Source organism: Pseudoxanthomonas sp. OG2, from assembly GCF_014192765.1.
GTDB classification, from domain to species: Bacteria; Pseudomonadota; Gammaproteobacteria; order Xanthomonadales; family Xanthomonadaceae; genus Pseudoxanthomonas_A; species Pseudoxanthomonas_A beigongshangi.
In genome coordinates, this window is sequence record NZ_JACHYM010000002.1 from 59,190 (window position 1) to 83,426 (window position 24,237).

The window sequence follows — 24,237 nt, forward strand, 5'->3', positions numbered from 1 at the left end:
CCATCCCCTTTCAGCCATCACGCAACCGCCGATCAGTTGCGCTCGTGGCTGCCGTGATCGGGCGAATGGCGTGACCGTTCGCGTGCTTCCAGCGCCGCCCTGCCCTGGGCCAGATAGGAATTCACCGCCGCCAGGCGTTGCCGCCACTCGCGCGCGATCTGCCAGTCGGCCAGGCGCATCAGTTCACTCGCCGCCGCCGCCAGCTTGATCAGGCCCAGGTTGCTGGCCACGCCCTTCAGCGCATGCGCGTGATCGCGCAGGTGTTCGCCCTGGCCATGTTCCATCGCGTGCGCCATCGCGCCGATGCAACCGTCGGCATCGTTGAGGCACTGCGCGATGAATTCGCGCTCGAAGGCTTCGCCCATGCCCAGCGCGCCGAGTTCGTCCAGCACGGTCATGTCGAGGATCTCGTCGCCCGCCCGCATCGCGGTGGTCGGCACCGGCGCCTGCGTCTGTGCCTGCGAAGTGATCGAACCATTGGTGGCGATTTCCGCCAGCGTATCCAGCAGGCGGGTCGCCACCACCGGCTTGGCCAGGAACGCGCGGGCACCCGCGCGTTCGCAGTTGCGGATGGCGTCCGGGGTGACGTCGGCGCTCAGGATCACCACCGGCGTGCGCTGGCCGGAGCCGGCTTCCATCACCCGCAGTTGCTTCAACAGATCCAGGCCGCTGACATCGGGCATGTGCAGATCGCAGATGACCGCATCGTAGTCGAAGGAATCCAGGGCGTTGAGCACGTCCTCGCCGCCATTGACGCAGGTCACCCGGTGACCGGCCTTCTGCAGCAGGCGCTGCACGACCATCCGGTTCGCCTCGTGATCGTCGGCGACCAGGATCTGCATGCTGCGCACCCGCGCGCGATGACGCAGGAACGGATCGGAGAACGCGATGATGTTTTCGGCGCCGGGCTTGGCGTTGGCGTCGTCGAGCCAGTTCGCCGGCACCTGGATGGCCGGGGTGATCTCGCGCGGCTGCACGGCTTCGAACGGCAATTCCACCCAGAACGAGCTGCCACGCTGTTCGCTGCTCTCGAAACCGATGGTGCCGCCCATCGCCTCGGTCAGGCCCTTGGCGATGGTCGTGCCCAGGCCGGTACCACCATAGCGGCGCGCCAGGCTGACGTCGGCCTGCTCGAAGGCCTCGAACAGGCGTTCGCGGACCGAGGCGGGAATGCCGATGCCGGTATCGGTGACGGTGAAGCGCAGCCGGTTCGGACTGCCGGCCAGGGCGACCTGCAGGCGCACTTCGCCCTTGTCGGTGAACTTGACCGCGTTGCCGGCCAGGTTCAGCAGGACCTGGCGCAGGTGTCCGGAATCGCCGCGCAGCACCGCGGGCACGTCGTCGTCGAAGTGCACTTCGTAGTTGAGCTGCTTGCCGCGCGCCTGCGGCAGCAGGATCAGGCCGATGCTCTCGACCAGCTCGCGCGGCGAGAAATCGACCACGTTGAGCTTGAGTTTTCCGGCCTCGATGGCCGAGATGTCGAGCACGTCCTCCACCAGCGCCAGCAGGCTGCGGGTGGAAGCCTGGATGGTCGACAGGCATTCGCGCTGTTCGCTGTCCAGGCGGGTGGTCGCCAGCAGTTCGGACATGCCGGCCAGGCCATTGAGCGGCGTGCGGAATTCATGGCTCATGTTGGCCAGGAAGCGGCTCTTGGCCTCGTTGGCCCGGCGCGCTTCCTCGGTGGCGCGGGTCAGATCGCGCAGCAGGCCGGACAGGTACATCGGGACCGCGATCAGGCCGACCCACAGGCCCAGGCCGAGATTGAGGTTCTGCTGCCAGTACGGGCTGACCATCAGCACGATACCGAAGCTGATACAGGCCGAGGCCACCGCGCCGAGCAGATAGCGGTTGCCGTAGCGCAGGCCGTTGCCGACCGTCACCCACATCAGGATCACGTACAGCCAGGCCAGCGGCTCGCCCTTGAGCACCATCGCCACGGTCATCAGGCCGTAGTCGGTGAGCATGCCGATGACCCGGCGGACGTGCGACTTGCCCGGCTCCAGCAGGATCGCGATGAACAGCATGAGGCCGATCGCGGCACCGACCCCGCTCATGGTCGCGGACCAGCGGTACACGTCCGGCGGCAGCGTGCCATACAGGGCGGCGACGCCCATGTAGACGATCACGCCGGTGAAGATGATCACGCGGATCGCCGTCTGGCCGTGCTCACTGTCCGGCCGGTTGGCCAGACGATGCTTGATCCATGAGACCAGATTGCGTTCCATGACTCATTCCATCCCTGGACGGCTCTGCACCGTCGAGTAGCGCTCGCAGATGTCGTCCAGACGTTCCCGCCCGCGGATGAGCGCATCCACGCAGGAGGGGTCGAACAGGCGGCCGCGCTGGGCGTACAGGTACGCCAGCGCCGCGTCCTTCTCCCAGGCCTTCTTGTAGGGCCGGGGCGAGATCAGCGCGTCGAACACGTCCGCAACCGCCACTATCCTGGCTTCCAACGGAATCTCGTCGCCGACCAGGCCATCAGGATAGCCGCTGCCGTCGTAACGCTCATGGTGGCGCAGCGCGATGATCGCGCCGGTCTGGATGAAACGGTTCTGGCTGCCGGACAGCAACTGGTGGCCGATCTTGGGATGCCGGCGCATGACGTCGGTCTCGTCCTCGGTCAGCGGACCGGGCTTCATCAGCACCGAATCGGGAATGGCGATCTTGCCCATGTCGTGCAGCGGCGCGGCCAGCTCGATGGCGCGGACCTCGTCTTCCGGCAGGCCCAGTTCGTCGGCGATCAGCGCCGCCACGTGGGCCATGCGCTCCAGGTAGGCGCTGGTGCCGCTGTCGCGGTACTCGATGGCGCGGGCCAGCCGCGACAGGGTTTCGCGTTCGCGCTCCTCGACCTCGTGCATGCTCGACAGCAGGCGCTGTTCCAGCGACAGGGCCCGTTGCTTGACGTTCTCGGACTGCTGGCGCAGTTGCAGCAGGTTGCGGCAACGGGCGCGCAGTTCGCGCGGGCGGACCGGCTTGACCAGGAAATCGATGACGCCGGCTTCCAGCGCCGCCTGCCGGATCGGCTCGTCGCCGACCACGGTGATCAGGATGATGGGAATGTCGCGGTGCAGCGGCAGCCGGCGGAAGCGACGGGCGAATTCCAGTCCGTCCATGCCCGGCATGCGGTAGTCCAGCAGCAGCAGATCGGTGCGGTTCTTCTCACACCATTCGAGCGCGACCTGGGGATCCCCGAAGTCGTGCACGCTCAGTTCCGAGGCAATGTCCTCGATTACATGGCGCAGCATCGTGCGCGCCGAAGTCTGGTCATCGACGATGACGATATTCAAAGCGCTTCCCGCCCCTTGTGGCCACATGAAGTGACTGTCGGGCAAGGATACTCCGGCGATGGCTGCGCTGGCATCTAGCATGGGAACCGTTTCCTGCGTGTATCGCTGACCACTGCTGCGGGGTCCGCGGCCGTTGGCGGGGTCATGAACCCGACGCCGGACCACGGAGCGTGGGATTTTTGACGCAGAAAGCGTGCCAGTGCGGTTCAGGTCGCCGACGGAACCGGAAAATCGGGATAGTAGTCACATAAAACGCCCGCAGGGCGGGCGTTTCGTGGGAAACGGATGGGCGGTTCCGGCGGCCGGAGGGGAGCCGCACGCCAGGTCCGGACATGGCGGGTGACGGGTTCCGGGCAGGCAAATCGCCCCAGCGCGTCACCTGGCCTGTCGCGGCGCGACCGTTCGCGTCAGCCGTGGTGTTCCGGACGCATGTACGGGAACAGCAACACGTCGCGGATCGAATCCGAACCGGTCAGCAGCATCACCAGCCGGTCGATGCCGATGCCCAGCCCACCGGTCGGCGGCAGGCCCACTTCCAGCGCCCGGATGTAGTCGGCGTCGTAGTGCATGGCCTCGTCGTCGCCGCCCTCCTTGGCCGCCACCTGGGCCTGGAACCGGGCCGCCTGGTCTTCCGGATCGTTGAGCTCCGAGAAGCCGTTGGCCAGCTCCTTGCCGTTGATGAACAGTTCGAAGCGATCGGTGTAGCCCGGGTCGCGATCGTTGGCGCGGGCCAGCGGCGAGACCTCGACCGGATGATCGGTGATGAAGGTCGGCTGGATCAGGGTGTGCTCGACGGTCTTCTCGAAGATCTCCAGCAACAGCTTGCCCCAGCCGTAGGACGGCTTGACCGCGATCTTCAGGCGCTGGCAATGGCTCGCCAGCGCTTCGCGATCGGTGCAGTCGGCCAGGCTGATCTCCGGATTGTGGTGGCGAACCGCCTCGTCCATCCGCCAGCGGCGGAACGCCGGCTCCAGATCGATGGCCTGCCCTTCCCAGCTCACCGCACCCGTGCCCAGCACTTCATGGGCGACATCGCGGATCACCGATTCGGTCAGATCCATGATCTCGTTGTACGTGGCATAGGCCTCGTACAGTTCCAGCATGGTGAATTCGGGATTGTGGCGGGTACTGACGCCCTCGTTGCGGAAGTTGCGGTTGATCTCGTAGACGCGTTCCAGGCCGCCGACCACCAGCCGCTTGAGGTACAGCTCCGGCGCCACCCGCAGGTAGAGATCCATGTCCAGCGCGTTGTGATGGGTCACGAACGGCTTGGCCGCGGCGCCACCGGGGATGTAATGCATCATCGGCGTTTCCACTTCCAGGAAGCGGCGCGCGTCCAGCCATTCGCGGATCGCGCGGATGATGCGCGAGCGCTTGATGAAGACGTCGCGCGCCTCCGGGGTGACGATCAGGTCCACGTAGCGCTGGCGATAGCGCTGCTCGACGTCGGAAAGGCCGTGCCACTTGTCCGGCAGCGGGCGCAGCGCCTTGGTCAGCAGGCGCAACTGGTCGGCCTTGACCGACAGCTCGCCGGTCTTGGTGCGGGTCAGCGCGCCCTCGGCGGCGACGATGTCGCCGATGTCCCAGCCCTTGAAGGCGTCGTAGGTGTCACCCAGCGCATTGGCTTGCAGGAACAGCTGCAGGCGGCCGGATTCGTCCTGGATCTGCACGAAGCTGGCCTTGCCCATCACCCGCTTGGCCATCAGCCGGCCGGCGACGCTGACCCGGCGGTTGGCCGCCTCCAGGCTCTCGGCGGTCCACAGCTCGCCATCGGCGTACTGGGCCTGGAGATCGCCGGCGTAATCGGCGCGGCGGAAATCGTTCGGATAGGCGATGCCCTGCCCGCGCAGCGCCGTCAGTTTCGCGCGGCGCTCGGCGATGAGGCTGTTCTCGTCGGCGTGGGGCGTCGGCACGGGGGGCTGTTCGGTCATGGCGGGATAGGGATTGGGATGGGGAAACGTGGTGGATGCGGCCGGGACCGCGGGATCGGGCGGGACGCCGCCCCGCCCGGTGATTATGCGTCGATGCGTTTGGCGCCGGCTTCCAGGCCTGCCTTCAGGCTGGCTTCCAGGAATTCGTCCAGGTCGCCGTCCAGCACCTTCTGGGTGTCGGTGCGCTCGATGCCGGTGCGCAGATCCTTGATCCGGCTCTGGTCGAGCACGTAGTTGCGGATCTGGCTGCCCCAGCCGATGTCGGCCTTGGTCGCTTCCAGCGCGTTCTTCTCGGCGTTGCGCTTCTGGATCTCGATCTCGTACAGCTTGGCCTTCAGCATCTTCATCGCGCGATCGCGGTTGGCGTGCTGGCTGCGCTCGGTCTGGCAAGCCACCACCACGCCGCTGGGCACGTGGGTGATGCGCACGGCCGATTCGGTCTTGTTGACGTGCTGGCCACCGGCGCCCGAGGAGCGGTAGACGTCGGTCTTCAGGTCGGCCGGATTGATCTCGATGTCGATGTTGTCGTCGACTTCCGGCGCCACGAACACCGAGGTGAAGCTGGTGTGGCGGCGGTTGTCCGAATCGAACGGCGACTTGCGCACCAGCCGGTGCACGCCGATCTCGGTCTTCAGCCAGCCGTAGGCGTAGTCGCCCTCGACCCGGAAGGTCGCCGACTTGATGCCGGCCACTTCACCGTCGCTGGCTTCCATCAGTTCGACCTTCCAGCCGCGCGATTCGGCCCAGCGCAGGTACATGCGCAGCAGGATTTCGGCCCAGTCCTGGGCCTCGGTGCCGCCGGCGCCGGCCTGGATGTCGACGAAGGCGTTGGCGCTGTCCATCTCGCCGGAGAACATGCGCTGGAATTCCAGCTTGTCCACCCGGCCGGCGAAGCGCTCCACGTCCTCGACCACCGCCTGCGCGGTTTCCTCGTCGTTCTCGCTCTCGGCCAGTTCCAGCAGTTCGCTGGAGCCGATCAGCCCCTCGTCGATCTCGCGGATGCCGTTGACGGTCTTGTCCAGCAGCGAGCGCTCGCGGCCCAGTTGCTGGGCGTATTCGGGGTTGTTCCAGATATCGGGGCTTTCCAGCTCCCGGTTCACTTCTTCCAGGCGTTCGCGCTTGGAATCGTAGTCAAAGATACCCCCGTAGCGAAACCAGCCGGCTCTGCAGGTCGGCAATGCGCTGGCGGATGGGGTTCAGTTCGATCATGGCGGGAGGTGGGGGGCACACAGAGGAACCGGGGATTGTAACAAGCCGCCGCCGACCCCGCCCGCCCGAAACGTGGAGCGGCGGCTTCTGGGAGCATTCCTATGGGGCCGGGCCGCCGCCCGACCCAGAATCTCCGCTTTTCCGAATCCCGATCCGTCATGAAATCGAAGTTCCGCCCCATCCTCGCGCCAGCGTTGTTGGCGCTGCTGGCCGCCGGCTGCGCCGGAAACGTGCGCTGGAGGCACCCTGCCCCCGACGAAGCCCTGCTCCGCCAGATGCTGTCGGACATCAACGGTTTCCACGTCACCGGACACGGGGGCCGCGAGGACAATACCCTGCTGTCGCCAGAGCGGGCCGGCGCCATCCTGGCGCGGCAGCAGGTTCCCGACGAGGACACCCCGCCGTTCCAGTTCACCGAAGTCAGCGGCCGTGTCATCACCATCCGCGGCTATGGTCAATTCATTCCCGCGGGTAACCTGTCCCAACCCCGGCGCCGCCACCTGTACCACTATCGCGGAGAACTGACCCACGCCGCCTATGCGCTTCGGCACATGGCCCCAGCGGCATGCGATCTGAGGCTGTATACGAAGCCGCAGGCTCTGGAATTCACCTGGATTGACGGCAGCACCGGTCACGGCGTTACCCAGGCGATGGAGTTCGACGGCGAGCTCAGCGCGAATTGCTATTACGTGGAGACGGAAGGAAACGGCTCGCCGATACGCTACGACATCCTCCAGGGCTACCAGCCCTACGCGCGCAAGCGCGGCCGCGTCCTTTCGATCAAGATGTTCTGAACGACGCTCGCGCCGGTGGCCTCGCCGCATGAGCAAAGCCCCTCGCGACCGGAGATCGGAGTGCGGGCGGATGACGCCGATGCGCCACCCGCCCGCCGGCCATCAATACAGCCCCATCACCGATACGCCTCCGAAGGCGGTTTCGCCGACGACGCGCAGGTAGTAGGTTCCCGGCGCCGGGTTGGTGATCAGTACCGCTTCGCTGTTTCCGGGTTTGACCGACTTGCGGTCGTATAGCGTCGTCGTGGGTACCCGCTCGCGCGCCACGTAGATCGACACATCGCCGCTGCCGCCGTAGCTGCGCAGGTTGAGGCTGGTCCGACCCGCCGGCACCACGATGCGATACAGCAGCGAGTCGCCCGCCGCGCCGGTCTGCGCGGTCAGGGCAACGCGATTGCTGAGCAGTTCACCCTCGTCTTCCGGAATCTCCTGGGTCGCCGCCTGTACCGCGGCGGTGGCGTCGACAATCCCTGGCCCCTGCGGCTTGCTGACCGGCGGCGGCACGGTGAAGGGCTTCACGGTGCCCTTCAGCAATTGCTTGACCTGCTCGGGCGTGAGCGGCGGACGACCGGCGGCGTTCGCCGCGGCCTGCATCAGCGCGACCACGCCGGCCACGTGCGGACTGGCCATCGAGGTACCGATCATGCCCATCAGGCGATCGCCCTCCGGACTCGGCACCGGCGCCTGGGTGCCGGCATTGCCGAGCGACCAGATCCAGCGATCATCCGGATCCGATCCGCTGGTGGCATTGCCGCCCGGCGCGGTGACCGTGACGGAGGCGCCGTAGTTGGAGAACCATGAGCGCGCGCCGTCGATGCCGTTGGCGCCCACGGTGATCACGCCCTTGCAACTGGCCGGCGAATAGAACCCGGCATCGGCGTCGTCGTTGCCGGCGGCCACCACCACGGTGACGCCGCGCGCCACCGCGCCATCGATCGCCTCCTGGGTCGCCGGGTCCTGGCTGCAGGAACCGCTGCCGCCCAGGCTGAGGTTGACCACTTCCGCGGGATCGGAATTGTCGGGCACGCCGTCGACATGGCCGCCGGAGGCCCACACGATGGCGTCGCTGATGTCCGAGGTGTAGCCGCCACCATGGCCCAGCACGCGCACCGGCTGGACCTTGGCACCGAACGCCACGCCCGCCAGGCCCGCGCCATTGTTGGTGGTGGCCGCGACCGTGCCGGCCACGTGGGTGCCATGGAAGGAACTGGGATCGCCGCCGTACCAGTCGCCGGGATCGTGCGCGTCGGGATCGCGGCCGTCGCCATCGCCGCCGACTTCCGGGTCATGCACGAAGTCGTAGCCCGGCACGATGTTGGCATTGAGGTCGGCATGGTCCAGGTAGCCGGTATCGAGCACCGCCACCACCACGCCGTCGCCGTGGCTGAGGTCCCAGGCCGCGGGCATGCCGATGCCGGCGGTGGGATGGGTGTAGTGCCATTGCAGATCGAAGCGCGGGTCATCGGGGATGAAATCCAGCCGGTGCTTGATGTAGTCCGGCTGGGCGTACTTCACCGCCGGATCGGCGCGCAGTTCCGCCAGCAGGGCGTCGGCCTCGCCGCGGCTGAGTTTTCGCGACAACCGGACCACGTCGGCACCACTCGCCATCCGGCGAAGATGCTGTACGTCCAACGCGGCGGCACCTCGCGCCGAAGCGCGCGGGCCGGCCACGCCCGCGCGCCGCGCGGCGGCCTGCACCGCATCGCGCACGGAAGCGCCGCTGAGGACGGCGCGTGCGCCATCACGCTGGCGCACGATGAAGCGATCGAATCCGGATTGCGCGGGCGCCCCGGGCAGCATGCTTTTGCCGCGCGACGCGGTCGACGCCCCGGGGACGGCGGGACCCTGCATGGCGCCGCCGCTGGTCGAAGCGGTCGTGGCCAGCGTGCTGAGGCCCGCAGGTGGCCAGGGCGTGCCACCGGTCAGGTAGCCCGATGCGAATGCCGACAGGGCGGCCACCACCGCGGTGGCCAGGGTGCCGGTGCAGATGATGCGGGTGCTCTTTTTCATTGCGTTCTCCGGAAGGATTCAGGGACCGGGCGCGGCCGGCGGGGCTTGGCCCGCCGGCGACGCGCCGTGACAGGAAACAGGTGATGCGGATGCGGTACGGCGAACGTCGCTGGATGCCTACAGGTCGATACCGAAGCCGATGCCGGCCGACGATTCATCGCTGCTGAAGGCACCGCCGATGCTCAGCGAAGCGCGCTCGCCCAACGGACGCGAGTAGCCCACCGACAGCGCGCTTTCGCCGTCCTGCCAACCGGCACCCACCGCGACGCGTCCGCGCGAGCTGCGGCTGTTGGCCGCGTTGATCGCCATGTTCAACATCGCCGCGCTCATCGCGCCCTGGCGATTGATACGCTCGTCCTGCCGGTTCAGGCGGTGATCGAGTTCGCCACGCAGGCCGCTGAACTCGTCGCTGAGCGCCTTCACCCGGCTGTCGGTGTAGGCGTTGGCCGAGGTCAGGGTCTTGGTCGCGGTCGCGTCGGTGTAGGCGTTGGCGCTGGCGACTGTTTCGGCGTCCGGCGCCGCGCTCACCGGCGGCGCGGCGGCGGCCGGCGGAGATCCGGCGGTGCCTGCCGCCGTTTCAATGGGCCCCGGCGACACGGGCGCGGCCGACGCGGTGGACGCGCCGCCGCCACTGGCGACGCCTACCGTTTCTTCCTGGCCGGGAGACGCCGACGCGACAGCGCCGCCCTCTGGCTTGCCAGGCTCCTTGCCGGGCGAGTTGCCATTGCCGGCGTTGCCGCTGTTACCCGGCTTCTGCTCCAGTTGATCCACCCGGGTGTTGAGCCCGTCGATCGCGCCGTCCAGCGCCCCCAGCGCATCGCCGACGTTGTAGTAGCTCCCGCCCTGGATGCCGTAGACAGGTCCGACCAGGCCGTTCGGGCCCATCGAGGCGCCACCGCCCAGCGCCTGCGCCATGCCATCGCCAACCTGGAACAGTTGGCCTCCGTTGACGGCTTCGCGGCTGCCGGCCGCCAGGCGGCCGTCGGCGACATTGCCGATGACGGTGCCTTCCGCGCCCGCCAGGGTCAGCGAGTCCTTGTCCTCGTCGTCGTACTTCACCGCCGAGGCCAGTTCTTCATCGACTTCGCCCACTGCGGCGTTCAACTGTCCGACATTGACCGCATCGGTGTCGGCACTGCCCGCCCCGACGTGCGTGATCTGGCGCTCGCCGCCCGCCACGCCCACCGAAACGCTGCCGGCGCGATCGGCGATCGAGCCCGCGCCCAATGCCACCGCATTCGCGGCGGTGACCCGGGCACGCGCACCGATCGCGGTGCCATCCTGGGCACTGTCGGCCACCCGCGCGTCGTAGCCCAGCGCGGTGGCGGCCTGCGCGCGTGCCTGCGCATTGGAGCCCACCGCGGTCGCGGTCGCCGCGATCGCCTGGGTATTGGCGCCCAGCGCGGTCGCGTTGGTCGCGGTGGCGCGCGCGTTGTTGCCGAAGGCCGACGCGCTGATCTTTCCCGCCTGGCTGCCAGCGCCCACCGCGGTGGTGCCATTGGCACCCGCCGCCGCCCCTTCGCCCGCGGCCAGCGCGCCCTGGCCATTGACCCGGGCATCGTCGCTGCCATCCCGGTTGCCGCTGGACTTGAAGTAGTGGCTGGCCTGGCTGCCGGCATCCGCCACCGCGTCGAGCTGCGCCTTGTTCACCGCATCGGTGGCTTCGGTGCCGGCCGCCACGTTGGTGATCTGGCGATCGATGGCCGCGTGCACGGTGCCGCCGGCGTCGGTCCAGTCATGCGCCGCGCCGACCGACACGCTGTTGGCGCGATCGGCCAGCGATCCTTCGCCCAACGCGACCGAGTTGGCCGCGTCCGGCGTGGTCCAGGCGTTGGCACCGAGCACCGTGGCGCGATCGGCCTGGGCGAAGCTGTTGAAGCCCAGCGAGGTCGCCGAGCCGCCGATGGCCCAGCTCTCCGCGCCGACGGCCGTGGTGTGGTCGCCCACCAGTTCGCTGTCCCAGTACGAACCGGCGTAGGCACCCGCGCCCAGCGCGGTGCTGTACTTGCCGGTGGCGCCGGCCGAACTGAAGGAGCCTTCGGAGAAGCCGCCCAACGCGGTACTGAACAGACCCGTGGCTGCCGCGTTCTCGCCCACCGCCGTGCCGTTGGTGGAGACATAGACGTTCTCGCCGGTTTCCTCGTCGAATTGCCAGTAGCCGGACGTGGCTCCCGCGCCGATCGCCACGCCACCGCCACCGGCGGTCGCGCCCGCGCCGACGGTGGTCGAGTTCCAACCTTCGGCAAAGGCACCCACGCCCACGGCCGTGGCCTGCCACGCCGACGCGGTCGCGAATGCGCCCAGCGCGGTGGCGAACGGCGCGTCGGCCAGCGAGTTTCCACCCACCGCAGTGGACAGGAAGCCGTTGTTCTGGGCGCCGGCCCCCACCGAGACGCCCATCGCGCCGTTGGAAACCGCACTCGGGCCAACCGCCACCGATCCGCCGCCGTTGGCCTGCGCGCCGTTGCCGGCAGCGAAACTGTCATCGCCCTCGGCCAATGCGTTGCTGCCGATCGCCGCACTGTTGGCACCGTTGGCGATCGCGCCATAACCGGTGGCGGTGCTCTGGTCGCCCACCGCGTTGGCACCGGTACCGAAAGCCGAGGATCCCTGTCCGAGCGCCAGGCTGGAGCCGCCCACGGCAGTCGCGTGATCGCCCACGGCGTTGCTCTGGTAGCCGATCGCGGTGCTTTCCACGCCGCCCGCCACGGCGTTGGCACCCACCGCGGCGGCGTGCTCGGCGTCGGCGATCGCCGCGTCGCTGCCATCGCCCGCGCCCTCGGCCGCCAGGTAGTGGTTGGCATCGCCCACGCTGTCGGCCACCGCATCCAGCTGCGCCTTGTTCACCGCGTCGGTGGCTTCGGTACCCGCCGCCACATTGGTGATCTGGCGATCGATCGCGGCGAAGGTATTGCCGTATTGATCCGTCCACGCCTGCGCCGCACCGACCGATACGGTGTTGGCGCGATCACCGGTGCTGGAACCATGGCCCAGGGCGACGCTGTTGTCCGCGGTCGCCGAGGTGTACGAACCCACCGCGGTGCTGTTGTCCGCCATCGCCCAGGCGTTGGAACCCAGCGCGGCCGCGCCGTTGCCAAAGCCGTAGCTGTTGTAGCCGACCGAAGTGGCTTCCTCGCCGGTGGACCAGCTTTCGCGGCCCAGGGCGACGCCGTTGAGGCCGGTCAGGGTGTTGTTGCCCACCGAAACGCCACCTTCGCCGGCCTTGGCCTGCACGCCGACGCCGGTACCGGCAATGCCGGTGATGGTGCCCTGGCCGACCGCCACGGATACGTCGGCGGCCTGCGCACCGGCGCCGAGCGCGGTGGCGAACAGGCCGTTCGCCCAGCTGCCCGCGCCCAGCGCGGTGGCCTTCCAGCCACTGCCCACGGCGCCGGCGCCGAACGCCGAACTCTCGCGGCCGTCGGCCCAGGCGAACATGCCCGCGGCGGTCGCGAACAGCCCGTTGGCTTCCGATTGCCCTCCCAGCGCCATCGCGCCCAGGCCTTGCGCCAATGCCTGGTTGCCTATCGCCACCCCGCTGCCATGCAATGCGCTGGCGGCATTGCCTATGGCCACCGAGGCGCCACCTTCCGCATTGGCGCCATGGCCCTGGGCGACGGCGTCACCGCCATTGGCGACGCTGCCGTAGCCGCTGGCCACGCTGTGGTCGCCAATGGCATTCGCGCCGGTGCCGAACGCCGAGGAACCCTGGCCCAGCGCCAGGCTGGAGCCACCGGCGGCCGTGCTGTAGTCGCCAGCCGCCTGGCTCTGGTAACCGTAGGCACTGCTCTCGGCGCCGCTGGCCACGCTGTACGCACCGGTGGCGGTGCTCGATTCGCCCGCGGCCATGCTCTGCGCGCCGGTGGCGGTGGCGTTGTTGCCCAGCGCACTGGCGTGATCGCCGATGGCCTGCGCGCCGATGCCGCTGGCACCGGCGGCATTGCCGATGGCGGTGGCGTTCTGGCCTTCGGCGAAAGTGGCCTCGCCGACATCGGGCTCGCCGTCGCCGTCCAGATCCACCCATTCGCTGCCGCCGATGGCGATGGTGCCCTCCCCGGTGGCGGCGGCATTGTTGCCCACCGCCACCGCGCGCGCGCCGTAGGCCAGGCTGTTGCCACCGATGCCGACACTGCCGCCGCCCACCGCGGTGGCGTAGCCGCCGACGGCGACGCCGAAATCGCCGGCCACGGCCCGCGAGTTGGCGCCGAGCGCGACACCCGCTTCGCCATTGGCGCCGGCATTGAAGCCGCCCACCAGGCTGCCGTCGCCATACGCCTGCGCGGCACCGCCGATGGCGGTGGATCCCATGCCGGCCGCGGTGCTCAGCGCGCCAATCGCGGTGGCCGCCTGCTCGGCCGTGGCTTCGGCGCTCGCGCCCACCGCGGTATTGCCGAAGCCCGCGGCAAGCGAGCTCTGTCCCAGCGCGGTGCTGGCATCGCCATAGGCGAACGCGCCCTGGCCGAATGCGCTGGCACCGATGCCGTAGGCGACGCTTTGCCCGCCGACCGCGGTCGCGGCGTTGCTGGCCGCCCAACTGCTGTCGCCCATCGCCATGGTGTAATCGCCCTCGGCCTTGGCGCCGGATCCCATCGCGATGGCGCTGTAGCCGTTGGCCACCGCCTGCACCGGTCCCTCGATCTCGGGTGTCCACGGCAGATCCTGCGGTCCGGTGATCTTGAGGAAATAGAGATCGAGGATGGACGGTACCGCGCCGGCCGCAGCCATCGTCGGCGTCGCGGTCTGATCGCATTGCCGCGCATCCGTGCCGCTGTCATTCGCGGAGACCTGGTTTGCGCATTCGTCGGCGCCCACGGCGGACGCCGGCGCGTCCGTATCGTCAGCGAACGCGGGGGGCGCGCCGAGCGCGATCAGCAAGGCGGATGTAATCAGCCCGATCCCCGCACCGGATCCGGAGCGGCGGCGCGCATCGCGCTTGCCGCGTGCCGAAGCCAGTTCCGAGGTCACCACCAGCGCCTGCCTGGCATGGCTCCATACACGACAGAAAATCTTGTTCATCTCGATCTCCGCTCCTGCTTTGTCATTTCGATAGGCAAGCCACGCCCGTCGGCCCAGGGCATGCGGAAAATCCGCGTGCGGCCGTCGCATCGCATTGCCGTGTGGATGGGTGGCGCGCCCTGCCCCGGGCTTGCCGCTGGATGGAACTGCGCGTCGTCTGCAACGCCGCCGGGCTGACCGCGAAACTAAGTTGCGCGCGCCGGCGTTGTCACGCTCGCGTTCTCGCCGAATAATCACCGATATCTCACCGGCGGCAGCGGATGCTGGTGGCACCCGCCTGCGGGCATGCAGGCATGCAAAGGAGTCCCGTCCTGTCGACCCCCGCCGTTTCGCCTGACACCCTTTGGGGTTCCCTCGCGCACTGGCTGCGCAGCGCGCCCGTCGCCGATGCCGTCGACCGGCGCAATGCGCCGGCCATGCAGTTGCTGCTGATGTTCTACGGCACCGCGTTGCCGGCCAACTGGGCCTGGCATCTTTCGTCGCGGCCGATACCGCCCGGCTGGGCCATCGTCCTGCTGCTGGACTTCGCCACCGCGGCGCTGGCCCTGCTGTGCGTGGGATTGATCCGGCGTGGTCATTTCCGTCCCGCCATCACCCTGTTCCTCGGCGCGCTGCTGTTCTCGCTGGCGCTGGCTTTCCACAAACTGGGCGCGCAGGCGCAGCTCATCGATCAGACCGCGGTGATCCTGTGCCTGGTGATTTCCGGCCTGGTGCTGGGCCGGCGCGCGCTCTGGACCGTATTCGCGCTGTTGCTGGCGGTGTTCGCGATCGGCTTCGCCACCGACGCGCAGAACATCGCCAGGGGGCCGCAATGGGTCAGCAATGCGCTACGCAACGCGCCCTCGCTGGTGATCAGCTACCTGATCATCACCGCGATCCTGGATCGGGCGGTCACCGCGCTGCGCGAAAGCCTGCACGACGCCAATGCACGCGGCCGGGAACTGCAGGAGGAGATGGCGCGACGCGAGCGCGCGCAGAACCAGCTCATCCACGCACAGAAGATGGAAGCCAGCGGCCGCCTGGCCAGCGGCGTCGCGCACGATTTCAACAACGTCCTGGGCGTGATCCGGGGCTTCGCCGCGCAACGCCATCGCGCCCTCGACCTCGCCGATCCCCTCGCCCGCAGCGCGAGCCTGGAAGCGGCGCTGGAAGGCGTGGAGGAAGCCGCGGAGCGCGGAACGGCGGTCACCCGCAAACTGCTTGGTTTCAGTCGCAATGATCGCCTGCGCATCGAGACTTTCGATGTCCGCGACGCCATTGACGGCATGCGGCCGATGCTGCGCCAGTTGTTCCCCGCTTCGATCAGGCTGGAGCTCGCCGCCAGCGGCGAAGCCTTGCCCGTGCACCTGGATCGCAGCGAGTTCGAGCTGATGATCCTCAACATCGCCGCCAATGCGCGCGATGCCATGCCCGAGGGCGGGCGTTTCCTGATCTCCGCCGTCCGCCAGGACGATCTGGTGAGGATCGATCTCGGCGACAGCGGCCAGGGCATGTCCGCGCAGGTCCGCGCGCACGTGTTCGAGCCGTTCTTCAGCACCAAGCCCAGCAGCACCGGAACCGGCCTGGGCCTGTCCATCGTGCATGACCTCGTCAACGCGGTCGGCGGCGACATCGAAGTCGACAGCGCCCCCGGCCTGGGCACGACCTTCACGATCCGGTTGCCGTGGGCCGGCGTCGGTACCGACCACGCGGTCTGAGTCGGCGGGACGGGGCGAGGCATCGCACCGCGCCGCACGCGGGTTTCAGTGCGCCACCAGCACGTAGCCTTCGCCGTGCACGGCATTGAGTGGCAGTGGTTCGCCGCAGATGTTGGCGACCTTGCGGCGCAATCGATAGATCAGCGAATCCAGTCGGTGCGGGTCGAAATCGTAGACGTTGTCGGTCAGCGCGGCCACCAGTTGATCACGGGTGACGAGTTGGCCCGGCGCGGCGGTCAGGCGCTCCACCACCCGGCGTTCGGTGCGGGTCAACGCGACCGTTCCCCCGGCAGGCGACAGCAGGCACCAACCACCCTCGTCCAGTTGCCACGCCCCACGTATGGCCGGCGCGGCCGCCCGCACCGGCGCCACACCCTGCAGGCGCCGCAGCAGGCTGTACAGGGTGGCGGCCAGCAATTCCACTTCCACGGGTTTGGCCAGGTACGCGTCCGCCCCCTGGCTGAGGCCGCGCACGCGATCCAGGGTCTCGGCGCGCCCGGTCAACATGACGATGCCGATATGCGGAAACGCTTCGCGCAGTTCGCGTGCGACCGTGAAACCGTCGGCATCGGGCAGGCCAACGTCCAATACCGCGATGTCGTAGCGGTGCCTCGCCAGATGCACGTGCAGCGCCGCGGCCGAATCCATGCCGGTGACCGCGAAGCCGAACCCCGCCAATCCCGGCAACAGTATCCGCTCGCGCAACAGCGCATCGTCCTCCAGCAAGGCCACGGAGGGCATTGCGTGCTCCATCGGGGCCGTCATGGCCATCTTCGATTCCCCCTGTCCCGCCATCCCGAATCGACCGTAGCGGAAAGTTCGTTCGCGATGCATGAAGAAAGTGCACGCTTCCGCACACCTGCGCGCAACCGATGGGATTTCAGGGCTGAATCTTGACCAAGCACACAGTCGTTTCGTGAACGTCGCTCGATGCGGCGAAACGAAAGCCTGCCAGCCATCTGCTTTCGCACAGGTGCGCGCGCTTAGCCGGGATCCGCTCCGGTGCGGCTGCGCAGATCGGCCCGATAGCGCCGGCTGCACGGCAACGCGGTCGCGTCCTTGAGATGAATGCGCGCATCGCCGGTATCCAGCGGTTCGATGGAAGCCACCTGATCCAGGTTCACGATATAACTGCGGTGGATGCGGGCAAAGCGCGCCGGGTCCAGCTTGGCCTCGATGCCGGCGATGGTGCTGCGCAGCGGATAGTCGTGGCCGCGCACGCGCAGGTTGACGTAGTTGCCCGCCGCCTGCGCCCATTCGATGTCGCTGGCCGCGACCAGGAACTCGCGGCCCAGCTTGCGGACCAGGAACCGTTCCGGCCGTTCCACCGGCTCCAGCGGCGGGCCTTCGTCGGGCACATCGAGCAGGCTGGCCTCGCCCTGCCAGCGGCGCAGCAGGAAACGGTAGACCTCGATGGTCGCGACCGCCCAGATGAACGTGCGTATGTCCTTGAGGTACTCGTAGAAGAATTCGCGCGCCCAGGGACCGAAGTCGTACTCCGAGCCCTGCCAGCGATAGGCCAGCACCCGCAGCGCGACCATGCCCGCCACGTGCAGCAGCGAGTACACCACGCTGGCCAGCAGGTACCAGGGCAACTGCCGCCGCAGGGTATCCCAGTGCAGCGGGAAACGGCGGGTGAACGCGACCACCGCCGGCACCAGCGCCAGCAGCACGATGCCGCTGGAACTTTCCCAGACCACCGGTTCCCAGTCCGCGATCCGCAAGCGGGCCCGATGGACATCCATCACCGTGGTGATGCTGTTGCCGACCACGTTGACCAGGATGCCGATTACCCAGAAGCCGACTTCAAGGCTGCGGCGCCAAGGCTGGAAACGGCGGTAGAGCGTGTCGGAGGAAGATGCCATTGGCGCATTGTAGGTGCGTGCGCCCCCGTGCGCCCCGCTACGGCAGCGCCACCCAGTGGCGAACCAGCAACTGGATTCCCCGGCGATCCTGGTAGTCGTCGGTGTCGAGCTGAAAGACGGCGTGGACGCGCCTCGGTCTTGCCTGTTCACGCCAACCGCCGAACTGGATGGCGCCCAGCGGCTGCGCGCGCCCGGGCAGGCGCAGCGAGAACTTCAGGTGTTTCGCGCCGACCACGCGCCAGTCGATCACCTCGAACTCGCCGTCGAACAGCGGCTCGGGAAAGCCCTGACCCCAGGGCCCGCCGTCGCGCAGCGCCTCGGCGTGGGCGCGGTCGAACTCTTCCGGCAGCAGTTCGCCGTCGCTCAGCCATTCGGCCTGCAGCAGGCTATCGTCCAGCCAGCGCGTGGCGACGTCGCGGAACGCGATCTCGAAGGCCGCCAGGTTCGCCTGCGCCAGGCTCAGGCCGGCGGCCATCGCGTGGCCGCCGAATTTCTCGATCAGGCCCGGATGCGTCGCATCGACCGCCGCCAGCGCGTCGCGCATATGGAAGCCGGGAATCGAACGCGCCGAGCCCCGCAATGAGCTCGCGCCAGGTTCGGCCGGCGCGAAGGCGATGACCGGGCGATGCAGGCCATCCTTGATCCGCGAGGCGACCAGCCCGACCACGCCGGGATGCCACTCGGGATCGAACAGGCACAGCGCCAGCGGCGGTTCGGCTTCCACCGCCGCGAGCTTCGCCAGCGCAATCTGCGCCTCGTCGACCATCTGCTGCTGGACGCCGCGCCGCTCGGCGTTGATTTCGTTGAGGGTGGCGGCCATCCCACGCGCCTGCTCCGAGTCATCGCAGAGCAGGCATTCGATGCCCAGCGACATGTCCTCCAGGCGTCCGGCGGCGTTGAGCCGTGGCGCGATCGCGAAACCGATGTCGGACGCGGTCAGATGGCGGGCATCGCGGCCGGCGACCTCGATCAGGGCGTGCAGGCCCGCGCTGCCCTGCCCGCCGCGCAGGCGCCGCAGGCCGGCGCCGACCAGGGCCCGGTTGTTGCTGTCCAGCGGCACCAGATCCGCCACCGTGCCGACCGCGACCAGATCCAGCAGCGGGGTCAGGTCCGGTTCGCCTTGCGGCCATCGGCCGCTTTCGCGCAAACGGCGACGCAGCGCGAGCAGCACGTAGAAGGCCACGCCCACGCCGGCCAGCGCCTTGCTGGGGAAGCCGTCCTCGCGCAGGTTGGGATTGACGATGGCATCGGCCGGCGGCAGCGTCTCGCCGGGCAGATGGTGGTCGGTCACCAGCACCTGCCAGCCCTGCGCGCGCGCGCGCGCAATGCCCGCATGGCAGGCGATGCCGTGGTCGACAGTGACCAGCAGTTCGGGTTGCAGCGTCGCCAGTTCGTCCACCAGCGAGGGCGACAGGCCGTAGCCATGCGCCATCCGGTTGGGCACCGTCGCGGTGACCCGCGCCGCGCCCAACGCGCGCAAACCTCGCACCATCAAGGCGCACGCGGTCGCGCCATCGCAATCGAAATCGCCGACCACCACGATGTGCCGACCTTCGTCGATGGCCGCCTGCAGCAGGCGACCGGCGGCATCGAGGCCGCCGAGCGCATCGGGGGGCAACAGTTGCGCCAGGCGCGGCTGCGCCCCGGCGGCGGCACTGACACCGCGACCGGCGTACACGCGTCGCAGCAAGGGCAGGATCTGCGCCGGCCATTCGCCGGCGACCACTGCTTCCCGCCGGCGGATCCGGGGCGAAGGGGTCACGCCGTCAGCCCGGCGGCCGCGCCGTCCAGGCGCGTCAACGGACGACGCCAGAAGCGCCAGCGTTGATCGCGGCGCAGGGTGAAGCGCTCGCCGTCCTCGAAGTCCAGTTCCAGCGCAAGCAGTTCGCCGCGCGCCAGCGCGGCCAGCAGGGGTTGCAGGGCGTCGCGCGCGAACACCTCCGGCTGGCGCAGGTGGCGCAGATCGATGAGCGCGTCGACCGCGCCGCCCTCGCCTTCGGCGGTCACGCCGGCTGCGAGCGCGAGCGCGCGCAATAGCGTGTCCTGTCCCTTGACCTGGCGGAACCGGGTACCCACCGACTGCGGCAGGCGTCCGCCGCCCCAGAACCACAGGGAATTCACCGGGGCCTTGCCCGCAGCCACGCGGCGCGCGTTCCACGGATGGTTGTGCAGCACGATCTGCGCCTCGGTCAGCAACGCGCGCCAGCGGCGGCCGTCGTCGCCCTCGGGCAGATGCGCGAACAGGTCATCGCCGAGCACGTCGCCGATCGGCGCGAACGCCGGCAGCCGCGCATCCGGCGGCAGGCGCAGGTACCAGCGCGAAGGTTGTGGCGCATCCAGCAGCACGCCGGCATCGCCGAACAGCGGCTTCAATGCCGGCAGCAACTGCGCGGTGTCCTCGGCGTCCAGCGCCAATGCCTCGCCGTAGGCGAGCATGCGCGCGCCATTCATGTCCGGCGACACGCGCGCGGGATCCGCGCGCAGCCAGGTGGCGCCTTCGGCATCGCCGGCATCCAATTGCCGGGTCAGCGCCGCCACCGGCCAGTGATCGGGCACCAGCCGGAAGTGCCGGCGCAGTTGTTCCCGCTCGCCCGCGTCCAGCGTCTGGCGATCCGCTCGCCCCAGCGCCCTCGCCACCTCGTCGGGCAGGCGTTGGCCGGCCAGGCGGGCGCGGGTGGGCAGCAACAGGGTGGCGGTCGCCATCGCCCGGGTCAGTCGGTGTAGCTGACGCCGACGATTTCGTACTCGCGCTGGCCGGCCGGCGCGTCGATGGTGACCGCGTCACCTTCGTGCTTGCCGATCAACGCGCGGGCCAGCGGCGAGGAGATCGCGATCAGGCCCTGCTTGATGTCCGCCTCCAGGTCGCCCACGACCTGGTAGCGCTTCTCCTCGTCGGTCTCCACGTCGGCCAGCGTCACCGTCGCGCCGAACACGATGCGCGAACCGGCGTTGAGCTTGGTGACGTCGATGATCTCCGAGTGCGAAAGCTCGCTCTCCAGCTGCTTGATGCGGCCTTCGATGAATCCCTGCTGCTCGCGCGCGGCGTGGTATTCGGCGTTTTCCTTCAGATCGCCGTGCGCGCGCGCCTCGGCGATCGCGGTGATGACTTCCGGCCGCTTCACCGTCTTCAGCAGATCCAGTTCCTGGCGCAGCCGCTGCGCGCCCTTCATGGTCAATGGTGCTCTCACCCTTGCAGCTCCTTGTGCAGTTCCTGCAGGGCCCAGACCGGGCCCGTACCGCGGAATTCCAGCGAATGCACCAGCGCCCGGGCGCCGGCGATCGTGGTCGAGTAGGTGACGCGATGCTGGAGGGCCTCGCGCCGGATGGAGAAGGAGTCGGCGATGGCCTGCCGCCCTTCGGTGGTGTTGACGATATACACGATCTCGCCGTTCTTGATCAGGTCGACGATATGCGGACGGCCCTCGACCACCTTGTTGATCTGCTCGCAGGCGAAGCCGTGCTCGCGCAGCCACGCCGCCGTGCCCTGGGTGGCGACCAGGCTGAAGCCGCGCTCGACCAGCGCCTGGGCGACCGGCAGCACGCGCTTCTTGTCCGGATCACGCACCGACACGAACGCCTTGCCCGGCTGCGGCGCCTTGATGCCGCCGGCTTCCTGCGCGCGCGCCATCGCCGCGCCGAAGCTGCGGCCCACGCCCATCACCTCGCCGGTGGAGCGCATTTCCGGGCCGAGAATCGGATCCACGCCCTGGAACTTGGCGAACGGGAAGATCGCCTCCTTCACCGAGTAGTAGTCAGGCACGATCTCGGCGGTGGCGCCCTGCTCTTCCAGGGTTCGACCAGCCATGCAGCGCGCGGCGATCTTGGCCAGCGCCATGCCGGTGGCCTTGGACACGAACGGCACCGTGCGCGAGGCGCGCGGGTTCACTTCCAGCAGGTAGACGGTGTCGTCGCCGTCGTCGTTGGACTGGATGGCGAACTGGGTGTTCATCAGGCCGACCACGTTCAATGCCTTGGCCAGTTCCACCACCTGCCGGCGCAGCTCGTCCTGGGTCTTCGCGGACAGCGAGTACGGCGGCAGCGAGCAGGACGAGTCGCCCGAATGCACGCCGGCTTCCTCGATATGTTCCATCACGCCGCCGATCAGCACCTTGCCGGTGCGGTCGGCGATGATGTCCACGTCCACTTCGACCGCGTTGTCGAGGAAGCGATCCAGCAGCACCGGCGAGTCATTGGACACCTTGACCGCGTCGCGCACGTAGCGCGCCAGGTCGGACTCGCCGTAGACGATTTCCATCGCCCGGCCGCCCAGCACGTAGGACGGACGCACCACCAGCGGATAGCCGATCTCGCGGGCCAGCGCCAGCGCCTGCTCGTCGGTGCGGGCGGTGCGGTTCGGCGGCTGCTTCAGGCCCAGTTTCTCGACCAGTTGCTGGAAGCGCTCGCGGTCCTCGGCCAGGTCGATCGAATCGGGCGAGGTGCCGATGACCGGCACGCCGTTGGCTTCCAGCGCGCGCGCCAGCTTCAGCGGGGTCTGGCCGCCGTACTGGACGATCACGCCCTTGGGCTGTTCCAGCTCGACGATGGCCAGCACGTCTTCCAGCGTCAGCGGCTCGAAGTACAGGCGGTCGGAGGTGTCATAGTCGGTCGAGACGGTTTCCGGGTTGCAGTTGACCATGATGGTCTCGTACCCGTCCTCGCGCAGGGCGAGCGCCGCGTGCACGCAGCAGTAGTCGAACTCGATGCCCTGGCCGATGCGGTTGGGACCGCCGCCGAGGATCATGATCTTGTCGCGCGAGGTCGGCTCGGCTTCGCACTCGTCCTCGTAGGTGGAGTACAGGTAGGCGGTACCGGTGGCGAACTCGGCCGCGCACGAGTCGACCCGCTTGTACACCGGCTTCACGCCCAGCGCCTTGCGCAGCACGCGCACGGCGGCCTCGTCGGTGCCGGCCAGCTGGGCCAGGCGTGCGTCGGAGAAGCCCATCCGCTTCAGCCGGCGCATGCGGCGCGCGTCCAGCGAGCCCAGGCCATCGGCGGCGATCTGCTTCTCGTCGGCGATGATTTCCTCGATCTGGTCGAGGAACCACGGATCGATGAACGACAGCGCGTGGACCTGCTCCACGCTCATGCCGGCACGGAACGCATCGGCCACATGGAACAGGCGTTCCGGGCCCGGCGACTTCAGTTCGCGGCGCAGCTGGGCCAGATCGTCCTCGCTGGACAGATCCAGGCCGGTCGGGTCGAGGCCCACCTTGCCGGTCTCCAGCCCGCGCAGCGCCTTCTGCAAGGATTCCTGGAACGTGCGGCCCATCGCCATCACCTCGCCCACCGACTTCATCTGGGTGGTCAGGCGGGCATCGGCCTGCGGGAACTTCTCGAACGCGAAGCGCGGAATCTTGGTGACGACGTAATCGATCGTCGGCTCGAACGAGGCCGGGGTCTTGCCGCCGGTGATCTCGTTCTTCAGTTCGTCCAGCGTGTAGCCGACCGCCAGCTTGGCCGCGACCTTGGCGATCGGGAAGCCGGTGGCCTTGGAGGCCAGCGCCGAGGAACGCGACACGCGCGGGTTCATCTCGATGACCACCACGCGGCCGGTCTGCGCATTGACGCCGAACTGCACGTTGGAACCACCGGTGTCCACGCCGATCTTGCGCAGCACCGCGATGGAGGCATCGCGCAGGCGCTGGTATTCCTTGTCGGTCAGGGTCTGCGCCGGCGCCACGGTGATCGAATCACCCGTGTGCACGCCCATCGGATCCAGGTTCTCGATGGAGCAGACGATGATGCAGTTGTCCGCGGTGTCGCGGACCACTTCCATCTCGAATTCCTTCCAGCCCAGCACCGATTCCTCGACCAGCACTTCGGTGGTCGGCGACAGTTCCAGGCCACGGGTGACGATGTCGATCAGTTCCTCGCGGTTGTAGGCAATGCCGCCGCCGCTGCCGCCCAGGGTGAAGCTGGGGCGGATGATGGTCGGGTAGCCGACGCGGGCCTGGATCTCGATCGCTTCTTCCAGGGTGTGGGCAACCGCGGCGCGCGGGCACTCCAGGCCGATTTCACCCATCGCCACGCGGAACAGCTCGCGGTCCTCGGCCATGCGGATGGCTTCGCGCGACGCGCCAATCAGTTCGACGCCGTACTTTTCCAGCACCCCGTGGTCGGCCAGGTCCAGCGCGCAGTTCAGCGCGGTCTGCCCGCCCATGGTCGGCAGCAGCGCGTCGGGCTTTTCCTTGGCGATGATCTTCTCGACCGTCTGCCAGTTGATCGGCTCGATGTAGACCGCATCGGCCATTTCCGGGTCGGTCATGATGGTGGCGGGGTTGCTGTTGACCAGCACCACCCGGTAACCCTCCTCGCGCAGCGCCTTGCAGGCCTGGGCGCCGGAATAGTCGAACTCGCACGCCTGGCCGATGACGATCGGGCCGGCGCCGATGATGAGGATGGTCTTTATGTCGGTGCGCTTGGGCATG

14 protein-coding genes are annotated in these 24,237 nt (G+C 68.6%); 2 read left to right on the top strand and 12 right to left on the bottom strand.

Going from position 1 to position 24,237, the window contains the following annotated elements:
* Positions 1-32: 32 nt before the first annotated feature.
* From FHW78_RS13355 to prfB, 4 genes are all read right to left on the bottom strand, one after another.
* The gene (locus tag FHW78_RS13355; protein ID WP_183641529.1) at positions 33-2,225 is read right to left on the bottom strand and encodes an ATP-binding protein; all 2,193 of its coding nucleotides are present in this window, start codon (positions 2,223-2,225) and stop codon (positions 33-35) included.
* 3 nt (positions 2,226-2,228) lie between these two features.
* Positions 2,229-3,314 carry a two-component system response regulator gene (locus FHW78_RS13360; RefSeq protein WP_225562299.1) on the bottom strand — a complete coding sequence of 362 codons (1,086 nt, stop codon included), beginning with the start codon at positions 3,312-3,314 and terminating at the stop codon, positions 2,229-2,231.
* Between the two features lie 380 nt (positions 3,315-3,694).
* Positions 3,695-5,218, bottom strand: a complete 1,524-nt coding sequence (gene lysS / locus FHW78_RS13365; RefSeq protein ID WP_183641534.1) for a lysine--tRNA ligase — start codon at positions 5,216-5,218, stop codon at positions 3,695-3,697.
* A gap of 83 nt (positions 5,219-5,301) precedes the next feature.
* Positions 5,302-6,427, bottom strand: a protein-coding gene (gene prfB / locus FHW78_RS13370; protein WP_183641536.1) for a peptide chain release factor 2 whose coding sequence is annotated in 2 segments (ribosomal slippage) — positions 5,302-6,351 and positions 6,353-6,427 — 1,125 coding nt in all. Because the reading frame shifts where the segments join, the coding sequence is not laid out codon by codon here.
* Positions 6,428-6,585: 158 nt separating this feature from the next.
* Between prfB and FHW78_RS13375 the strand changes: the two genes are divergently transcribed.
* On the top strand, positions 6,586-7,221 hold the full coding sequence (locus FHW78_RS13375; RefSeq protein WP_183641538.1) for a hypothetical protein: 636 nt from the start codon (positions 6,586-6,588) through the stop codon (positions 7,219-7,221).
* Positions 7,222-7,323: 102 nt separating this feature from the next.
* Here the strand turns inward: FHW78_RS13375 and FHW78_RS13380 are convergent, their stop codons facing one another.
* Positions 7,324-9,231 carry a S8 family peptidase gene (locus tag FHW78_RS13380; RefSeq protein ID WP_183641540.1) on the bottom strand — a complete coding sequence of 636 codons (1,908 nt, stop codon included), beginning with the start codon at positions 9,229-9,231 and terminating at the stop codon, positions 7,324-7,326.
* Between the two features lie 117 nt (positions 9,232-9,348).
* A complete protein-coding gene (locus FHW78_RS13385; RefSeq protein ID WP_183641541.1) occupies positions 9,349-14,247 on the bottom strand; it encodes an ESPR-type extended signal peptide-containing protein in 4,899 nt (1,632 codons plus the stop codon).
* Positions 14,248-14,540: 293 nt separating this feature from the next.
* On the opposite strand from FHW78_RS13385, the gene FHW78_RS13390 reads away from it, so the two are divergent.
* Complete coding sequence (locus FHW78_RS13390; protein WP_183641543.1) at positions 14,541-15,944, top strand: ATP-binding protein; 1,404 nt, start codon at positions 14,541-14,543, stop codon at positions 15,942-15,944.
* A 45-nt stretch (positions 15,945-15,989) separates the two neighbouring features.
* On the opposite strand, the gene FHW78_RS13395 is transcribed toward FHW78_RS13390, so the two are convergent.
* From FHW78_RS13395 to carB, 6 genes are all read right to left on the bottom strand, one after another.
* Positions 15,990-16,685, bottom strand: coding sequence for a response regulator transcription factor (locus tag FHW78_RS13395; protein WP_255443298.1), 696 nt, complete (start codon positions 16,683-16,685; stop codon positions 15,990-15,992).
* A gap of 242 nt (positions 16,686-16,927) precedes the next feature.
* Positions 16,928-17,809, bottom strand: a complete 882-nt coding sequence (locus FHW78_RS13400; RefSeq protein ID WP_183641545.1) for a LytTR family DNA-binding domain-containing protein — start codon at positions 17,807-17,809, stop codon at positions 16,928-16,930.
* A gap of 37 nt (positions 17,810-17,846) precedes the next feature.
* The gene (gene recJ, locus FHW78_RS13405; protein WP_183641547.1) at positions 17,847-19,571 is read right to left on the bottom strand and encodes a single-stranded-DNA-specific exonuclease RecJ; all 1,725 of its coding nucleotides are present in this window, start codon (positions 19,569-19,571) and stop codon (positions 17,847-17,849) included.
* Positions 19,568-20,512 (bottom strand): phosphoglycerate mutase, encoded by a 945-nt coding sequence (locus FHW78_RS13410; protein WP_183641549.1) that lies wholly within the window; start codon positions 20,510-20,512, stop codon positions 19,568-19,570. The genes recJ and FHW78_RS13410 overlap by 4 nt, the downstream gene beginning before the upstream one ends.
* 8 nt (positions 20,513-20,520) lie before the next feature.
* Positions 20,521-20,985: a transcription elongation factor GreA gene (gene greA / locus FHW78_RS13415; protein ID WP_181444083.1), complete on the bottom strand. Its 465-nt coding sequence runs from the start codon at positions 20,983-20,985 to the stop codon at positions 20,521-20,523.
* 8 nt (positions 20,986-20,993) lie between these two features.
* Complete coding sequence (carB, locus tag FHW78_RS13420; protein ID WP_183641557.1) at positions 20,994-24,236, bottom strand: carbamoyl-phosphate synthase large subunit; 3,243 nt, start codon at positions 24,234-24,236, stop codon at positions 20,994-20,996.
* Position 24,237: the final 1 nt, after the last annotated feature.

Coding starts and splice junctions, on each gene's coding strand:
- FHW78_RS13355 (WP_183641529.1), bottom strand. CDS start 2,225: ATGGAACGCAATCTGGTCTCATGGATCAAGCATCGTCTGGCCAACCGG.
- FHW78_RS13360 (WP_225562299.1), bottom strand. CDS start 3,314: ATGTGGCCACAAGGGGCGGGAAGCGCTTTGAATATCGTCATCGTCGAT.
- lysS (WP_183641534.1), bottom strand. CDS start 5,218: ATGACCGAACAGCCCCCCGTGCCGACGCCCCACGCCGACGAGAACAGC.
- FHW78_RS13375 (WP_183641538.1), top strand. CDS start 6,586: ATGAAATCGAAGTTCCGCCCCATCCTCGCGCCAGCGTTGTTGGCGCTG.
- FHW78_RS13380 (WP_183641540.1), bottom strand. CDS start 9,231: ATGAAAAAGAGCACCCGCATCATCTGCACCGGCACCCTGGCCACCGCG.
- FHW78_RS13385 (WP_183641541.1), bottom strand. CDS start 14,247: ATGAACAAGATTTTCTGTCGTGTATGGAGCCATGCCAGGCAGGCGCTG.
- FHW78_RS13390 (WP_183641543.1), top strand. CDS start 14,541: ATGCAAAGGAGTCCCGTCCTGTCGACCCCCGCCGTTTCGCCTGACACC.
- FHW78_RS13395 (WP_255443298.1), bottom strand. CDS start 16,685: ATGCCCTCCGTGGCCTTGCTGGAGGACGATGCGCTGTTGCGCGAGCGG.
- FHW78_RS13400 (WP_183641545.1), bottom strand. CDS start 17,809: ATGGCATCTTCCTCCGACACGCTCTACCGCCGTTTCCAGCCTTGGCGC.
- FHW78_RS13410 (WP_183641549.1), bottom strand. CDS start 20,512: ATGGCGACCGCCACCCTGTTGCTGCCCACCCGCGCCCGCCTGGCCGGC.
- carB (WP_183641557.1), bottom strand. CDS start 24,236: ATGCCCAAGCGCACCGACATAAAGACCATCCTCATCATCGGCGCCGGC.